This is a genomic window from Phenylobacterium sp. (assembly GCF_016124325.1).
GTDB lineage: Bacteria > Pseudomonadota > Alphaproteobacteria > Caulobacterales > Caulobacteraceae > Phenylobacterium.
In genome coordinates this window covers 1-16,977 of the sequence record NZ_WGNY01000031.1, presented here as the reverse complement: position 1 = coordinate 16,977, position 16,977 = coordinate 1, and the positions used below count along the sequence as shown (strand labels likewise).

14 protein-coding genes are annotated in these 16,977 nt (G+C 70.0%); 9 read left to right on the top strand and 5 right to left on the bottom strand.

All coding sequences use genetic code 11. From position 1 onward, the window contains the following. Positions 1–60: 60 nt before the first annotated feature. Positions 61–2,139, bottom strand: a complete 2,079-nt coding sequence (locus tag GC203_RS17990) for a 3-hydroxyacyl-CoA dehydrogenase NAD-binding domain-containing protein (RefSeq protein WP_293457519.1) — start codon at positions 2,137–2,139, stop codon at positions 61–63. 163 nt (positions 2,140–2,302) lie between these two features. Here GC203_RS17990 and GC203_RS17985 point away from each other — a divergent pair, with 163 nt between their 5' ends. From GC203_RS17985 to GC203_RS17965, 5 genes are all read left to right on the top strand, one after another. Further along, positions 2,303–3,088, top strand: coding sequence for an SDR family oxidoreductase (locus GC203_RS17985; protein WP_293457517.1), 786 nt, complete (start codon positions 2,303–2,305; stop codon positions 3,086–3,088). A 76-nt stretch (positions 3,089–3,164) separates the two neighbouring features. Next, positions 3,165–6,212, top strand: a complete 3,048-nt coding sequence (locus tag GC203_RS17980) for a YdbH domain-containing protein (protein ID WP_293457515.1) — start codon at positions 3,165–3,167, stop codon at positions 6,210–6,212. Then, positions 6,209–6,403, top strand: coding sequence for a YnbE family lipoprotein (locus GC203_RS17975; RefSeq protein WP_293457513.1), 195 nt, complete (start codon positions 6,209–6,211; stop codon positions 6,401–6,403). The genes GC203_RS17980 and GC203_RS17975 overlap by 4 nt, the downstream gene beginning before the upstream one ends. Before the next feature lie 16 nt (positions 6,404–6,419). Further along, the gene (locus tag GC203_RS17970; protein ID WP_293457511.1) at positions 6,420–6,776 is read left to right on the top strand and encodes a YdbL family protein; all 357 of its coding nucleotides are present in this window, start codon (positions 6,420–6,422) and stop codon (positions 6,774–6,776) included. Positions 6,777–6,896: 120 nt separating this feature from the next. Further along, a complete protein-coding gene (locus GC203_RS17965; protein ID WP_293457508.1) occupies positions 6,897–7,661 on the top strand; it encodes a DUF2189 domain-containing protein in 765 nt (254 codons plus the stop codon). Positions 7,662–7,718: 57 nt separating this feature from the next. Here the strand turns inward: GC203_RS17965 and GC203_RS17960 are convergent, their stop codons facing one another. After that, the gene (locus GC203_RS17960; protein ID WP_293457505.1) at positions 7,719–9,881 is read right to left on the bottom strand and encodes a malate synthase G; all 2,163 of its coding nucleotides are present in this window, start codon (positions 9,879–9,881) and stop codon (positions 7,719–7,721) included. 94 nt (positions 9,882–9,975) lie between these two features. After that, positions 9,976–11,568, bottom strand: a complete 1,593-nt coding sequence (locus tag GC203_RS17955) for an isocitrate lyase (protein WP_293457503.1) — start codon at positions 11,566–11,568, stop codon at positions 9,976–9,978. A gap of 145 nt (positions 11,569–11,713) precedes the next feature. Here GC203_RS17955 and GC203_RS17950 point away from each other — a divergent pair, with 145 nt between their 5' ends. After that, positions 11,714–13,129 carry a helix-turn-helix transcriptional regulator gene (locus GC203_RS17950; protein WP_293457500.1) on the top strand — a complete coding sequence of 472 codons (1,416 nt, stop codon included), beginning with the start codon at positions 11,714–11,716 and terminating at the stop codon, positions 13,127–13,129. 117 nt (positions 13,130–13,246) lie between these two features. Continuing rightward, a complete protein-coding gene (locus GC203_RS17945) occupies positions 13,247–14,479 on the top strand; it encodes a TetR/AcrR family transcriptional regulator (RefSeq protein ID WP_293457497.1) in 1,233 nt (410 codons plus the stop codon). A gap of 165 nt (positions 14,480–14,644) precedes the next feature. On the opposite strand, the gene GC203_RS17940 is transcribed toward GC203_RS17945, so the two are convergent. Next, positions 14,645–15,637, bottom strand: coding sequence for an NAD(P)H-quinone oxidoreductase (locus GC203_RS17940; RefSeq protein ID WP_293457494.1), 993 nt, complete (start codon positions 15,635–15,637; stop codon positions 14,645–14,647). 82 nt (positions 15,638–15,719) lie between these two features. Between GC203_RS17940 and GC203_RS17935 the strand changes: the two genes are divergently transcribed. Then, positions 15,720–15,926 (top strand): DUF1192 domain-containing protein, encoded by a 207-nt coding sequence (locus GC203_RS17935; protein WP_293457491.1) that lies wholly within the window; start codon positions 15,720–15,722, stop codon positions 15,924–15,926. Between the two features lie 90 nt (positions 15,927–16,016). Further along, positions 16,017–16,529, top strand: a complete 513-nt coding sequence (locus GC203_RS17930) for a DUF1465 family protein (protein WP_293457489.1) — start codon at positions 16,017–16,019, stop codon at positions 16,527–16,529. A gap of 201 nt (positions 16,530–16,730) precedes the next feature. On the opposite strand, the gene rpmE is transcribed toward GC203_RS17930, so the two are convergent. Next, positions 16,731–16,955 carry a 50S ribosomal protein L31 gene (gene rpmE / locus GC203_RS17925; protein WP_293457540.1) on the bottom strand — a complete coding sequence of 75 codons (225 nt, stop codon included), beginning with the start codon at positions 16,953–16,955 and terminating at the stop codon, positions 16,731–16,733. Between the last annotated feature and the right edge of the window lie 22 nt (positions 16,956–16,977).

The following is a 16,977-nucleotide window of genomic DNA, read 5'->3' as shown; positions in this document are numbered from 1 at the left end:
TGAGGTTTTCGGGTGAAAAGAGGGCGGGAGGGCCGAACCGCCCGCCCGCCCGATTGGTCGTCAGCCCTTGAGGTCGCCGAACTTCTTTCCGTCGGCGACCAGCTTCTCGAGCAGGGCGGCGGGCTTGAAGTCGTCGCCCATGGCGCCCTGGAATTCCTTCATCTTGGCCAGCACCTTCTCGGGGCCGCCGATCAGGTCGCCGTAGAACATCGGGCCGCCGCGATAGACCGGCCAGCCGTAGCCGTTGACCCAGACCACGTCGATGTCGCTGGCGCGGATGGCCTTGCCTTCCTCGAGGATCTTCACGCCCTCGTTGATCATCGGGAAGACGCAGCGTTCCAGGATCTCCTCGTCGCTGATCTTGCGCGGGTTGCGCCCGCTCTTGACGATGAAGTCGTTGATGATCTTCTCGGTGACCGGGCTGGGCTTGGCCGTGCGGTTCTCGTCGTAGTCGTAGTAGCCCGCGCCGGTCTTCTGGCCGCGGCGGTCCATCTCGCAGAGCACGTCGCGGATGGTCTCGCCCTTCGAGTTCTCCTTCACCCAGCCGATGTCGAGGCCGGCCAGATCGCTCATGGCGAACGGGCCCATGGGGAAGCCGAAGTCGTAGAGCACGCGGTCCACGTCCCAGGGCATGGCGCCTTCCAGCACCAGCTTCTGGGCCTCGCGCTGGCGCTGGCTGAGCATGCGGTTGCCGATGAAGCCCGGGCAGACGCCGGCCAGGACGGCGACCTTACCGATCTTCTTGGCCAGCTTCATCGAGGTGGCGATCACGTCCTTGGCGGTCTTCTCGCCGCGGATGACCTCCAGCAGCTTCATGACGTTGGCCGGCGAGAAGAAGTGCAGGCCGATGACGTCCTGCGGCCGGCTGGTGGCCGAGGCGATCTCGTCGACGTTCAGGTAGCTGGTGTTCGAGGCCAGGATCGCGCCGGGCTTGGCCACCTTGTCGAGGCGGGCGAAGACGTCCTTCTTGATGTCCATGCGCTCGAACACGGCCTCGATGATGAGGTCGCAGTCGGCCAGGGCGTCGAAGTCGAGCGTGCCGGTGAGCATGCTCATCCGCCGGGCGGTCTCCTCGGGCTTGGCGCCGCGCGAACGCTCGTAGTTCTTCTGGATCACCGAGAGGCCGCGATCGAGGGCCTCCTGCTTCACCTCGACGATCGTCACCGGGATGCCGATGTTGGCGAAGTTCATCGAGATGCCGCCGCCCATGGTGCCGGCGCCCAGGACGCCCACCCGCTTGATCTCGCGGACCGGCACGTCGTCCGGCACGTCGGGGATCTTCTGGGCCTGGCGTTCGGCGAAGAAGTAGTAGCGCTGGGCCGCCGACTGGCTGCCGCCCATCAGGCCCATGAACAGCTGGCGCTCGGTCTTCAGGCCCTCTTCGAAGGTGGCCGAATTCACCGCCGCCTCGATGCACTTGATGTTGGCTTCCGGCGCGTCGAAGCCGCGGAACTTGCGGGCGTTCTTCTTGCGGAGCTCGGCGAAGATCTCGGGGTGGCCCTTGGCGGCCTCCAGCTTGGTGTTGTTCTCGCTGATCTTCACCAGCGGCTTGTTTTCGGCGACGCACTTCTTGGCGAAGGCCAGGGCGCCGTCCTTCAGCTTGCCTTCCTCGACCAGCTCGTCGACGAGGCCCAGCTTGGCGGCTTCCGGGGCCGGCACATGGCGGCCCGAGGTCATCATTTCCAGCGCGTTCTCGACGCCCACCACCCGGGGCAGGCGTTGGGTGCCGCCGGCGCCCGGCAGCAGGCCCAAGGCCACTTCCGGCAGGCCGAGGCGCGCCGAGGGGACGGCCACGCGGTAGTGGGCGCACAGGGCCACTTCCAGGCCGCCGCCCAGCGCCGTGCCGTGGATCGCGGCGACCACCGGCTTGGGCGAACTCTCCATCGTCGCCTGGACGTCGAACAGGCTGGCGCCCTTGGACGCCCCGCCGAACTCGGTGATGTCGGCGCCGGCGATGAAGGTGCGGCCGTCGCAGATCAGGACGATGGCCTTGGCGTCGGACGCGATCGCCTGCTTGAAGCCCTCGTAGAGGCCGTCGCGCACATTGAACGACAGCGCATTCACCGGCGGCGAGTTGAGGGTCACGATCGCCACGTCGCCTTCGCGGGTGAGCGTGGTCACCGAATTGATCTCGGTCATCTGGCTTCCTCGAAATGGTGTGCGGACCGCTCGTTCAAAAATCTGGCGGCCATGAAATTCAAACGCGTGTTATAGGCCTCGGCAGGCGAGGCCAAGTCAATTGTCCCACAAGGGATTGCCGAGCTTGCCGGACTGCCGCAACGAAAGGGAAGGGGAACCCCAAATGGCGATGAATCTGTTCTCACTCGACGGGCGCGTGGCGCTGGTCACCGGTGGCTCGCGCGGCATCGGCAAGATGATCGCGCGGGGGTTCCTCGAGGCCGGCTGCCGCAAGGTCTACATCTCGTCGCGCAAGATCGACCAGTGCGACGCCACGGCCGCCGAGCTGGGCCCGCAATGCGTCTCGATCCCGGTCGACATCTCCACCGTGGAAGGCTGCAAGGCGCTGACCGAGCGCTACCTGAGCCACGAGGACAAGCTGGACATCCTGCTCAACAACGCCGGCGCGGCCTGGGGCGCGGAGTTCGACGAGTTCCCCGAGAGCGGCTGGGACAAGGTGCTGAACCTCAACCTGAAATCGCCGTTCTTCCTGACCCAGGCGCTGCACAAGACCCTGGCCAAGGCGGGCACGCACGAGAAGCCGGCCAAGGTGATCAACATCGCCTCGATCGACGGCATCCGGCTGAACCCGCAGGAGACCTATTCGTACCACGCCTCCAAGGCGGGCCTGATCTACCTGACCCGCCGCATGGCCGCGCGCCTGATCCGCGACAACATCGTCATGAGCGCCATCGCGCCCGGCGCCTTCGCCTCGGACATGAACCGCACCGCCCGCGACCACGGCGACGAAGTGGCCAAGTTCATCCCGTCGCGCCGCATCGGCACGGACGAGGACATGCAGGGCGTGGCGATCTATCTGGCCAGCCGCGCGGGCGACTACGTGGTGGGCGAGACCATCGCCGTGGACGGCGGCGTGGCGCTGGCCACCCTGGGCGCCGCCTCGGCCTAGGTCGTGGTGACGGGAACGGTCACGCGATCGACGCGATTCCCCTTATCAAGGGGGAAGGACGCCTGAAGCCGAGATCGTGACCGAACCCACCGCCCCGCGACATCGCCGCTGGTCCGCCCGTCGCCTGCTGGCGGTGGGCGTGGTGCTGTTGGTCTTCGCGGTCGTCACGCCCTGGCTGAACCGCAAGGCCCTGGTGCGCGAGGCGCTGACCGGCTGGCTGAAGGGCCGCGGCGTGGCTTCGCATGTGGAGGTGAAGGCGTTCGGGCCGACCCGCTTCACGGCGGGCCTGCGGATCGGGCCCGCGGACAATCCCATCCTCACGGTCGACGAGGCCGACGTCGGGTACCGGCTGACGATCCATGGGATCGTGGTGGACTCGGTGGACCTGCAGCGGCCGGCCTTGCGCGCCGCCCTCCACGACGGCCGCCTGAGCGTCGGGTCGCTCGATCCCCTCATCCGCGAATTCCTGAGCCGGCCCCCTCGCCCGGACGCGCCGAAGCCGAAGATCACGATCGAGGGCGGGCGGCTGTCGCTCGCCACCGACTACGGCGCGCTCGACCTGACGGCCGACGCCGCCGTGGAGGACGGCAGGCTGCGGCGGTTGACCGCCGTGACGGCCCCCGCGCGGCTGGCGGGACCCGGGTTCGCCGCCGAGCTGGGCCAGGCGTCCGTGAACCTCGTGGTGCGTGGCGACCGGGCTGACATCCGTTTCGACGCGCCGCTCAAGACCGCCGGCGCGGGCGACGCGCGGATGCGCCAGGCGCGGCTGCGGCTCGCCGTGCAGGCGCCCTACCCCGACATGGCGCGCGGGCGGGTCGATGGCGCGGTCGCGGCGAACGCCAGCCTTGCGGCCGCCTCGGCGGAGATGGACGGGCGCTCGGTCGACCGGCCGGCCGTCACGGCCACATTCAAGGGAACGGCGAAGGGCGGTCTCGCCGATCTCGCGCTGGCGGGCGTCGCGGCGGCCGATCTGCGGACGGCGGGCGCCCAGGGCCCCGGCATGCGGGCGGGCGCCGCGCACATCGCGCTGCGGGCCGAGGACGCGCGCTGGACCCGCGACGGCGGCGACCGAGCTTCGGGGCAGATCACGCTGTCGGCCGAGGCGGCGGACGCCGAGGCGTCCGGCCTGCGGATCGCGACGGCGGCGGCGACGGCCAAGGGCGCGGTCTCGGCCAACCGGGCCGGCCTGCGCGGCGATCTCGCCGTCACGGCCGACGGCCACGCGGCCTGGCGCGGCCTGGGCCCTGCGCGCGGCGACGACGCGCCCAGCCTGGCGGCGCTCAAGCAGGCGGCGGCGGGCTTCCGGTTCGGCGCGCAGGACGTGCGAGTGAGTCTCGCCGACGTCGGCGTCACGGTCGCCCTGCCCCGGCCCGCGCGGCTGACGCCCGATCGGGGCGGCCGGGTCGAGCTCGCAGGCCGCGGCCGCAGCCCGGTCTTCGGCCCGGACGGCGGCGCCTTTCGCCTGACGGCCTCGGGTGGGGGCCTGCCGCGTGTGGAGGCCGACGTGGCGCGGTTCGCCCTGGCCGGGGACCGGCTGACGGCGCGCGGACACATCAAGGCCGGCGACCTCGCCTTCGGCGTCGTACGCGGCGGCGGGATCGACGCCGCCGGGACGCTGGCCATGGCCGGCGGGCGGCTCACCTTCACCGCGTCGGACTGCGCCGCCTTCGCCGCCGCGCGGCTGGAGTTCGGGGCCAACGACGCACGCGACGTCTCCGGCCGCTTCTGCCCGACCGGCGGTCCGCTCGCGAGCTTCGCCGGCGGCGACTGGCGGGCGCAGGGCCGCGCGGAAGGCGTCGCGGCGACCATCCCCTTCCTGCAGGCCCGCGCCACGGGCGGCGTCGCGCGGGTTTCGGCCAGCGGCCACGGCGCCCGGCCCACCGCCGACATCGCCATCGAGACGGCGCGCATCGAGGACACCGCGCCCAAGCCGCGATTCAATCCGCTGTCCCTGACCGGACAGGCGAACCTCACCGGCGATGTCTGGCGGGCCGACTTCGACACAGCCCTCCCCGGCGGACTGCACGTGGCGCACGCCCACCTGGCGCACGACAGCCTGACCGGCGGCGGCGTCGAGATCGAGACGGGGGAACTCCGCTTCGCCGCGGGCGGGCTGCAGCCTGGCGCCATTTCGCCCCTCGCCCAGGCCGTCGGCTCGCCGGCCGAGGGCCGGGTGGTCTTCAAGGGCCGCTTCGACTGGAACGCCCAGGAAGTGACCAGTTCGGGCCGGTTGGAGATCCCGCGGCTGGACTTCCAGAGCGCGGCCGGCCGCGTGGAGAACCTGAGCGGCGTGCTCGACTTCAGCAGCCTGGCCCCGCTGGAGGCCGCGGCGGACCAGGACCTGCACATCGCCCGCCTCGACGCCGTGGTCCCGGTGACCGATATCGACGCGCGTTTCACGGTCGCGGGCGAGATGCTGCGGGTGGCGGGCGGCGAGGCGACCGTCGGCGGCGGCAAGGTGCGGGTGGAGAAGCTGGACGTGCCGTTCGATCCGACGGCGGCCATGACGGGCGTCCTTCTGGTGGACGGCGTGCAGCTGCACGACATCGTCGAGGCCTCGCCCTTCGGCGACCGGGTGGAGCTGGACGCGCGGGTGAGCGGGCGGCTGCCCTTCACCGCCACGGGCGACCAGGTACGCGTCACCGGCGGCGAGCTGAAGGCCATCGCGCCGGGCCGGCTGTCGATCGACCGGGCGGCGATCATGGGCGTCCAGGCCGCCGGCGCCATGGCCGCGCCCGGAACCGGCGGCCCCGTCAGCCCGAACGACACCTTCACCGACTTCGCCTACCAGGCCATGGAGCACCTGGCGTTCGACACCCTGGAAGCCTCGATCGCCAGCCGCGACGACGGCCGCCTCGGCGTGCTGTTCCACATCGTCGGCAAGTTCGATCCGCCGAAGCACCAGGAGATCCGGCTGCCGCTCATGGACCTGATCCGGCGCAAGTTCCTGGGCCGCAAGCTGCCCCTGCCGTCCGGCACCGGGGTGAACCTCACGCTGGACACGACATTGAACCTGGATGACCTGCTGGCCGACTACGGCGACTATCGGCGGCTGCACGGTTCAGGCGCGGTTCAGCCGCAACGCCTCAGCATTGGAGACGAGATGACGGAGACCACCCCATGAGAGGCGCGATTCCCGCGCTGGCCGCCCTGGCGCTCGGCGTCCCCGCGATGGCGGGACTGGCCGCCTGCACCCCCACCGTGCGGGTGGAGGTGGCGCCCATCACCATCTACGCCAAGCTGGACGCCAACGTCCGGCTGCAACTGGACGAGGACGTGAAGGCCTTGATCCAGAAGAACCCCGAGCTCTTCTGACGGAGGGGAGACGAACATGCGTTTCGATACGACCATCACCGCCGCGGTGCTCGCGGCCCTGGCCCTTACCCCCGCCGCCGCGATCGCCATGGATTCCAAGAGCCTCGTCGACCAGGCCAAGACGCAGGGGATCGTCGGCGAACAGTCCGACGGCTTCCTCGGCTTCGTGAAGCCCACCGGCGACGAGGCCCTGAAGGGCGCCGTCGCCGACATCAACGCCGGCCGGGCGGCGCTCTACCGCCAGGCGGCCGCCAAGAACGGCGTGCCGGTGGAAGCGGCCGGCGCGGCCGCCTTCAAGACGGTGGTCATGGCCAAGCTGAAACCGGGCGAATACTACAAGCCCGACGGCGGCGGCTGGCTGCAGAAGCAGTAGCTTTCCCTCCCCTTCATGGGGAGGGATGTCGGGTTTGACATCGCTCAAGGCGCAGCTTGCCGCCGGCGCCGGACCCTGCCGTCCGCGACCTCGCCAAAGAGCGGGGCAAGGGAGGATGGCATGTCGACGACGTCGCGGCTGCCCGCGGTCAATACGGTCGGGCCCATGGCGCCGTTCCGCTGGCTGGCGGACGGCTGGCGCGACCTGTGGGCCGCCTGGGCGCCGAACCTGGCCTGCGGCCTGCTGGCGGCGGCCTGCTGCGCCGGCGTCGGCGCGGCCCTGGTCCTGACCAACCTCGCCTATTGGGCCTTCATCCTCACCTGCGGCTTCGTGTTCGTGGCGCCGGTGCTGGCCATGGGGCCCTACGAGACCGGCCGCCGGCTGGAGGCCGGGGAACGGCCGACCCTGGCCTCCACCTTCATCGTGCCGCAGGCCTACCGCCAGGACGTGGCCTACCTGGGCCTGGCGCTGCTGATGATCTTCTTCATCTGGGGCCAGGTGGCCCAGATCGTCTATGGCCTCTCGACCTTCCAGATCCACCGCACGGTGGCCGCGTTCGCCGACTTCGCGCTGAACACGGGCGAGGGCCGGCGCATGATGGTGGTGGGCTCGGCCATCGGCGGGGCGATCGCCTTCCTGACCTACTGCCTGGTGGTGGTCTCGGCGCCCATGCTGCTGGACCGCGGCCGTTCCGTCTTCGAGGCGACGGTCACCAGCGTGCGGGCCGTGAACCAGAACTTCGTCCCGATGCTGCTGTGGGCCTTCATCCTGGCGGCGCTGACGCTGGGCAGCGCGGCGACCGGCTTCGCCGCGCTGATCGTGGTGTTCCCCTGGCTGGGCCTGGCGAGCTGGCGCGCCTACCGCGACCTGGTGGCGGAGGGGTAGCGCCCCACCCCGCTCGCCTTCGGCGAGTCGCCCTCCCCACGCGGGGGAGGGAAAGGATCACGCAGTTTCGGACACCTTGGCCGCCTGGGCCTTCCGCTCGCGCCGGCGGCGCGTGAGGATGTGCTCAGTATAGCCGTTGGGCTGCTCGCGGCCCTTGAACACCAAGTCGAGCGCCGCCTGGAAGGCGATGCTGGCATCGGGGTCGGGGGCCATGGGCGTGTAGGCGGGATCGTCGGCGTTCTGGCCGTCGACCACCTTGGCCATCCGCAGCATGGTCTCGCGCACCTGGGCTTCGGTGCAGACGCCGTGGTGCAGCCAGTTGGCGATGTGCTGGCTGGAGATGCGCAGGGTGGCGCGGTCTTCCATCAGGCCCACGTCGTGGATGTCGGGCACCTTGGAGCAGCCGACGCCCTGGTCGACCCAGCGGACCACGTAGCCCAGGATGCCCTGGGCGTTGTTGTCCAGCTCCTGCTGCACGTCGGCCGGGCTCCAGTTGGACTTGGCCAGCGGCGGGGTGAGCAGCTCGTCGGTCCCCGTCGAGGTCCCGGCCGCCGCCATCTGGGCCTGCAGCGCCGGCACATCGACCTCATGGTAGTGGAGCGCGTGCAGGGTGGCCGCCGTGGGCGAGGGCGTCCAGGCGGTGTTGGCGCCGGCCTTCGGGTGGCCGATCTTGGCCTTCAGCATGTCGGCCATCATGTCGGGCGCGGCCCACATGCCCTTGCCGATCTGGGCGCGGCCGCGGAAGCCGGTGGAGAGGCCCGCCTCGACGTTGCGCTTCTCGTAGGCGACGAGCCACGGCTCGGCCTTGATGGCGTCTTTGCGCATCATCGGGCCGGCTTCCATGGCGGTGTGGATCTCGTCGCCGGTGCGGTCGAGGAAGCCGGTGTTGATGAACACCACGCGATCCTTCGCCGCCAAGATGCAGGCCTTGAGGTTCGCGCTGGTGCGGCGCTCCTCGTCCATGATGCCGATCTTCACCGTGTTGCGGGCGAGACCCAGCGCGTCCTCGACCAGGTCGAACAGGCGCACGGCCAGGGCGACCTCGTCGGGCCCGTGCATCTTGGGCTTCACCACATAGACCGAGCCGGCCGGGCTGTTGCGGCGGGGCCCCTTGAGGTCGTGCAGCGCCGCGGCGACGGTGATCAGGGCGTCGACGGCGGTCTCGAACGCCGGCTCGCCGTCGAAGCGCACCGCGTCGGTGGTCATGTGGTGGCCGACGTTGCGCACCAGCATCAGCGAGCGGCCCCGCAGGGTGAGCTCGCCGCCGCCCGGCGTGGCGTAGGCGCGGTCGGGGTCGAGGCGGCGGGTCTGGGTGGAGCCGCCCTTGGCGAAGGTGGCCGACAGGTCGCCGCGCATCAGGCCCAGCCAGTTGCGGTAGACGCCCACCTTGTCCTCGGCGTCGACGGCGGAGACCGAGTCCTCGCAGTCCTGGATGGCGGTCAGGGCCGATTCCATCAGCACGTCGCTGACACCAGCCGGATCGTCCTTGCCGATCGAGTGGGCGCGGTCGATCTGGATCTCCATGTGCAGGCCGTTGTGGCCCAGCAGCACCGCCTCGGGCAGGGCGGCGGTGCCGCGCCAGCCCTTGAACTGCGCCGGATCGGCCAGGCCCGTCTCGCCGCTCGGAAGGCTCACGACCAGGACGCCGTCCTTCACCGCATAGGCCGCGGCGTCGGCGTGCGAGCCCGAGGCCAGCGGCGCGGCGCGGTCGAGGAAGGCGCGGGCGTAGGCGATCACCTTGGCGCCGCGCACGGGATCGTAGCCCTTGCCGCCGGTCGGCGGCTCGATGGCGTCCGTGCCGTAGAGGGCGTCGTAGAGGCTGCCCCAGCGGGCGTTGGCGGCGTTCAGCGCATAGCGGCCGTTGGAGACCGGCACCACCAGCTGGGGTCCGGCCACCTGGGCGATCTCGGGATCGACGTTCTGGGTGCCGATCTGGAAGGGCTCGGGATCGGCCATCAGATAGCCGATGCGGGCCAGGAACGCCGTCTCCTCGGCCACGTCCACGGGCTTGCCGCGGCGCTCGCGCCACCAGGCGTCGATCAGTTCCTGCAGCTCGTCGCGGCGGCGCAGCAGCGCCAGGTTCCTGGGCGTGAAGTCGGCGAGGATCGCCTCGAGCGCGGACCAGAAGGCGGACGGCTCGATCCCCGTCCCCGGCAGCAGTTCACGCTCCACGAACGCGTGCAGCAGATCGTCGACCGACAGGCTCTTCCCGATATCCATGCGCCTTACCGAACCCCTGGCAGATCAAAAAAAGGGAGCGGCCCGAGGCGAACGCCTCGGACCGCCCGAAGTCAACTGGGCAGTCCGCCGTGTGTCAGGCGAACTGGTTCATGGTGTTGTGAACGCCGCCGGCCTTCAGGGCCGCGTCGCCGGCGAAGTATTCCTTGTGATCGTCGCCGATGTCGGAGCCCGACATGTTCTGGTGCTTCACGCAGGCGATGCCCTGACGGATCTCCTGGCGCTGGACGCCCTTCACGTAGCCCAGCATCGCCTGGTCGCCGAAGTACTCCTTGGCCAGGTTGTCGGTGCTGAGCGCGGCCGTGTGGTAGGTCGGCAGGGTGATCAGGTGGTGGAAGATGCCCGCCCGCTTGGCCGCGTCGCGCTGGAAGGTGCGGATCTTCTCGTCCGCCTCGGCGGCCAGCTCGGTGGCGTCGTACTCCACGCTCATCAGGCCGGCGCGGTCGTAGGCCGACACGTCCTTACCTTCGGCCTTCCAGGCGTCGTACACCTGCTGGCGGAAGTTGAGCGTCCAGTTGAACGACGGGCTGTTGTTGTAGGCCAGCTTGGCGTTCGGGACGACTTCGCGGATGCGGTCGACCATCGAGGCGATCTGCTCGATGTGCGGCTTCTCGGTCTCGATCCACAGCAGGTCGGCGCCGTTCTGCAGCGAGGTGATGCAGTCGAGCACGCAGCGGTCGGCCCCGGTGCCTTCGCGGAACTGGAACAGGTTGGACGGCAGGCGCTTGGGACGCAGCAGCTTGCCATTGCGGTTCAGGACCACGTCGCCGTTCTTCATGTCGGCCGGCGCGATCTCCTCGCAGTCGAGGAAGCTGTTGTATTGGTCGCCGATGTCGCCCGGCTGGTGGCTGACGGCGATCTGCTTGGTGAGGCCGGCGCCGAGGCTGTCGGTGCGGGTGACCACGACGCCGTTGTCGACGCCCAGCTCCAGGAAGGCGTAGCGGCAGGCGCGGACCTTCGCCAGGAAGTCCTCGTGCGGGACCGTGACCTTGCCGTCCTGGTGGCCGCACTGCTTTTCGTCGGAGACCTGGTTCTCGATCTGCAGGGCGCAGGCGCCCGCCTCGATCATCTTCTTGGCCAGCAGGTAGGTGGCCTCGGCGTTGCCGAAGCCGGCGTCGATGTCGGCGATGATCGGCACCACGTGGGTCTCGTAGTTGTCGATCGCGTCGATCAGCTTCTGTTCCTTCGCCTTGTCGCCGGCCGCGCGGGCGGCGTCGAGGTCGCGGAACATGCCGCCCAGTTCACGGGCGTCGGCCTGCTTGAGGAAGGTGTAGATCTCCTCGATCAGCGCCGGCACCGAGGTCTTCTCGTGCATCGACTGGTCCGGCAGCGGGCCGAACTCCGAGCGCAGCGCGGCGACCATCCAGCCCGAGAGGTAGATGTAGCGCTGCTTCGTCGTGCCGAAGTGCTTCTTGATGGAGATCAGCTTCTGCTGGGCGATGAAACCGTGCCAGCAGCCCAGCGACTGGGTGTAGTTGGCCGGGTCGGCGTCGTAGGCCGCCATGTCCTCGCGCATGATCCCGGCGGTGTACTTGGCGATCTCGAGGCCGGTCTTGAACCGGTTCTGCAGGCGCATGCGCGCCACGGCCTCGGGATTGATGCCATCCCACGTGCCGTTCTTGCTCTTGATGAGCTGGCTCATCTCGATGATGTGGTCCTGATAGGCCATGTCACGCGTCCTTAGGGGAAAACCGAATGTCCCGCGGCGCGTAACAGGCTCCCGGCCGCCCTGTGGAGAGCGCGCGGGGTGCAGGTGTCAAACTTTACACGATTTCTCTGTAATGTTGTAAGGTCTCACATGGACGAGACCTGACATGCCCGCCGACCGCCGCCTCTATGTGGGACCCAGCCTGCGCCGCCTGCGCCGCGACCTGGGGCTGACCCAGGCCGACATGGCTCGGGACCTCGACGTCTCGGCCTCGTACGTCGCCCTCCTGGAGCGCAACCACCGCCCGCTCAGCGCCGAAGTGCTGCTGCGGCTGGCGCAGACCTACAAGATCGACATGGCGGCCCTGGCCCGCGACACCGGGTCGGACGACACCGCGCGGCTGCAGGCGGTGCTCAAGGATCCGATGTTCGCCGACATCGACCTGCCGACGCTCGAGACCGCCGACGTCACCACCAACTTTCCGGGTGTCACCGAGGCGTTCCTGCGGCTCTACACCTCCTACCGCGAGGAGCAGCTCGCCCTGGCCGACCGGGGCGTCGACGCCGAGGCGGCCGACCGCTCGCCCGATCTTTCCGATCCGGTGGCGGAATCGCGCCGCTTCCTGGAGGCGCGCCGCAACAGCTTCCCGACCCTGGACGACGCGGCCGAGCGCCTCGCCCAGGCGGTGGCCGGCCACGACGGCATGGCCGCCTATTTCAAGGCCCGCCATGGCCTGCGCGTGCGCCGCCTGCCGCCCGAGGTGATGGTGGGCTCGACCCGCAGGCTGGACCGCCACCGCCGCGAGGTCCTGCTGAGCGACGAGCTCGACAACGCCAGCCAGTCGTTCCAGCTCGCGCTGCAGCTCGCCTATCTGGAGCTCTCGGACGAGGTGGACGCCGTCCTCGCCGAGGGCAGCTTCGCCACCGAGAGCGGCGAGCGCCTGACCCGCCGCGCCCTGGCCTCCTACGCCGCGGCGGCGGTGATGATGCCCTATTCGGCGTTCGCCCGGGCCGTGGAGACGCGGCGCTACGACATCGAGGCCCTGTCGCGGCAGTTCGGCGCCAGCTTCGAACAGGTAGCCCACCGCCTCACCACCCTGCAGAAGCCCGGCCAGGAGCGGCTGCCGTTCTTCTTCATCCGCGTGGACGAGGCCGGCAACGTCTCCAAGCGGCTGGACAGCGCCGGCTTTCCCTTCGCCCGCCACGGCGGCGGTTGCCCGCTCTGGAACGTGCACCAGGCGTTCCGCACGCCGCGCCAGATCATCACCCAATGGCTGGAGCTGCCCGACGGCCAGCGATTCTTCTCGATCGCCCGCACGGTGACCGCCGGCGGCGGCGGCTTCGGAAAGTCGCGGGTGGAGCGGGCCATCGCCCTGGGCTGCGCGGCCGAACACGCCGGGCGGCTGATCTACACCCAGGGGCCCGGCGCGCCGGCCCCGGAGGCGGCGACGCCGATCGGGGTGACCTGCCGCATCTGCCACCGCACCGAATGCACCGCCCGATCGGCGCCGCCGATCGGGCGCCAGATCCTGCCCGACGACATCCGGCGCACCAGCGCGCCCTTTGGCTTCTCAGACACTTAGCGCGCCCGGTTCGAAATCCAGGCGACCCGCGCCGCCTTGCGCTTTCCGTGACGTTACGCCTTGGCGACGCCGGATTTTCGGGGTCAAAGAAGGGCTTCGAAGAGGAAGTACGCGTCGATGGCCCAACGCAGCGCGGCGGCGAAATGCACGCACCGGTTCGAGCGGAAGCGTGAAGCCATTCTCGACGCCGCCACCGAGATCCTGAACCGCAAGGGAATCCGGGGCCTTACCCTGGGCGCCACGGCCACGGCCGTCGACCTCTCGACGACCAGCGTCACCTACTACTTCAAGCGCAAGGACGACCTTGCGGCCGCCTGCATCACCCGCGGGATCGACACCCTGCACGACCTGGCCGACCTCGCCGTTCGCGCGGCCACGCCGCAGGAGCGGCTGCACGGCTTCCTCACCCGCTACCTCGACACCCTGCGCCAGATCGCCATCGGCGCGCATCCGCCGCTGCCGATCATCACCGAATTGCGGGCGCTGTCCTCGCCCCGCCGGGAGGAGGTGCAGCAGGCCTACGGCCGCCTGTTCCGCAAGGCGCGGCAGATCTTCGACCATCCCGACCTGATGTGGATGTCGCGCGGCCGGCGCACGGCGCGCACGCGCATGATCCTGGAGCACGTGTTCTGGGGCGGCGCCTGGCTCTCTAAGTTCGACCCCGAGGACTATCCGCGGATCCGCGACCGGATGATGGACATCCTGGTCAACGGCGTCGCGGTCGAGGGCGCGACCTGGACCCCGGCGCCCATCACCATGGACAAGCTGGTGGCGGGAACCGGCTCGGAGCGGGCGCGCGAGACGTTCCTGCTGGCCGCCACGCGCCTCATCAACCGGCGCGGCTACCGCGGCGCCTCGGTCGACAAGATCTCGGCCGAGCTCAACGTCACCAAGGGCAGCTTCTACCACCACAACGACGCCAAGGACGACCTCGTGGTCGACTGCTTCGAGCGCAGCTTCGAGGTCATGCGGCGCGCCCAGCGCCTGGCGATGGAGCTGCCGGGCGACCAGTGGGACAAGATCTCGGCCTGCGCCGCGGCGCTCGCCGAGTTCCAGCTCTCCGACTATGGGCCGCTGCTGCGCACCAACGCCCTGACGGCCCTGCCCGAGCAGATGCGCAAGGTGATGCTGGACCACTCCAACCGCGTCTCGGACCGGTTCGGCTCGATGTTCGCCGACGGGATCGCCGAAGGTTCGATCCGCCCGGTGGACCCGTTCATCGCCTCGCAGATGCTGACGGCGACGCTGAACGCCTGCGCCGACATGGGCTATTCGGTGATCGATGTGCGGCCCAAGGCGGTCGCCTCGGTGTTCGTGCGCCCGCTGCTGATGGGCGTCTTCGAGAAGTAACGTGGACTTTCCCTCCCCTTCATGGGGAGGGACAGGCGGCGCAGCCGCCAGGGTGGGGAAACCCGGCCTGGAACCCGGCGTGACGCCGGAGGATTCGAATTCCCCACCCGTCGACCCCGGACAAGGTCCGAGGTCGCCACCCTCCCCATGAAGGGGAGGGAAAGATCAGCCGACCGTCAGGACCACCTTGCCGACATGGGCGCCGCCTTCCAGGTAGGCGTGGGCGGCGGCGGCCTCTTCGAGCGGGAAGGTGCGGTCGACCTTGGCCTTGACCTTGCCGGCGGCGACCCACGGCCAGACCACCCGCTCGACCTCGGCGGCCAGGCGCGCCTTCTCGTCGGCGTCGCGGGGGCGGAGCGTCGAACCCGTCACCACCGCGCGCTTCTGCATCAGGCGGAAGATCGGCAGGGCGACCTCGCCGCCGCCCTGGGCGGCGATGTAGACGATGCGGCCGCCGGTCTTGAGCGCATCGAGGTCCTTGGCGAAGTAGTCGCCGCCGACCATGTCGAGCGCCACGTCCACGCCGCCCTCGCGCTTGGCGACCTCGGCGAAGTCCTCGGCGGTGGCGTCGACGGCCACGTCGGCGCCCAAGGCCAGCGCCGCCTTCGCCTTGTCGGCGCCGCGGGCGGTGGCGATCACCTTGGCGCCGGCGGCCTTGGCCATCTGGATGGCGGTGACGCCGATGCCAGAGGTCGCGCCGTGGACCAGCAGGGTCTCGCCGGCCTTCAGCGCGCCGTGCTCGAAGACGTTGGCGTAGACGGTGAAGACCGTCTCGGGCAGGCCGGCCGCCTCCTCGAACGACAGGCCGTCGGGGATCGGCAGGGCGTGACGCGCGTCGCAGACCGCGTACTCGGCGTAGCCGCCGCCGCCCAGCAGGGCGCAGACCTTGTCGCCGGCCTTCCAGCGCCCGCCGTCGCGCGCCACCACGCCGGCGACCTCCAGGCCCAGGGTGTCGGGCGCGCCGGGCGGCGGCGGATACATGCCCATCCGCTGCACGATGTCGGGCCGGTTCACGCCGGCGGCGCGCACCTGGATGAGGATCTGGCCCGGGCCGGGCTGCGGCAGGGGAAGCCGCGCCGGGGTCAGGGCCGAGGCTGGCCCGCGGCCTCCCTCGACGGCGATCGCGGTCATGGTTTCGGCTTCCAGCGGGCTGGTCATGGCTCGATCCTGAAACTTGCCTTCGGCGGGACGGGAGGCTCAGATAATGCGCCGTTCGGGGGACGCAAAGGAGGGTTCGACGATGGATGAGCCTGCTGAAGTCCGGACAGGGCGCGGCCAGCGCCTGCTGGAGGCCACCCGCGAGGACCTCGAGCTCTACGGCGTGGCCGAGCTGGAGGAACGCCTGGAGATCCTGCAGGCCGAGGCCGCGCGCGTCACCGCCCAGATCGAGAAGAAGCGGTCCGGCCGGGCCGCCGCCGACGCGCTCTTCGCGCCGCGGGCCGGCTGACGCGCCCTGGCACGCCGGTTGCAGCCGAGGACGCAAGCCGCGGCGATTCGTTCAATTCGCGGAAACCAAGGTTGATGTAGGGTGGACGCGATGGCCGACCTCCAGACCTCCGATTGGCGCGACGACGTCATCCAGGACTTCGCGCGCTCCGAACTGTTCGAGCGAACCTTCCACGAGGGGATGGAGCTGGTCGAGGAGACCGCCACCTACCTCGACGGCGAGGGTCGCCAGGAATCCAAGCTGCTGTCGCGCAACGCCGCGCTCGCCTACGCCGCCGAGAGCATGCGCCTGACCACGCGCCTGATGCAGGTGGCCTCGTGGCTGCTGGTGCAGCGGGCCGTGCGCGAAGGCGACATGGCCCCGGCCTCCGCCTGCGAGGACCGCTACCGGCTGAACGGCGAGGCGGTTTCGCGCTCGGCCGAGACCGAGGCCGCCCAGAACGAGCTGCCCCGCGGCCTCATCCGCCTGGCCGACCGGGCCGAGCGCCTCTACGAGCGCGTGCGCCATCTCGACCGGCGCATGTACCTGGAAGGCGCGGAGGGCGGGCCGTCCAATCCGGTGCTGGGCCACCTGGACCGGCTGAAGACCGCCTTCGGCGGGTAGAGCCTTCCCGGATCAGGTGGAATCACCTGATCCGGACGAGAAGGCTCGATCTTCAAGCATATGGAGCCCGTCCGGGCGGGTGAACCGGTATCCACTTCACCCTGACGGGCTCTAGCAACCACGGAAAACACGAAAAACGCCGCGGAGGAGACTCCGCGGCGTTCGTGATTCTGGATCCCGGCCTTCGCCGGGATGAGACGGCTACTTGCGCGTGAAGGCGCCGAACTTGGCGTTGAAGCGCGACACGCGGCCTCCGCGGTCGAGCAGCTGGTGACCGCCGCCGGTCCACGCCGGGTGCGTCTTCGGGTCGATGTCCAGGTTCAGCGTGTCGCCTTCCTTGCCGTAGGTCGACCGCGTCTTGTAGGTGGTGCCGTCCGTCATCACCACGGTGATGAAGTGGTAGTCGGGGTGGATGTCTTGTTTCATCGAGCCGGCGCCTGACGTATCT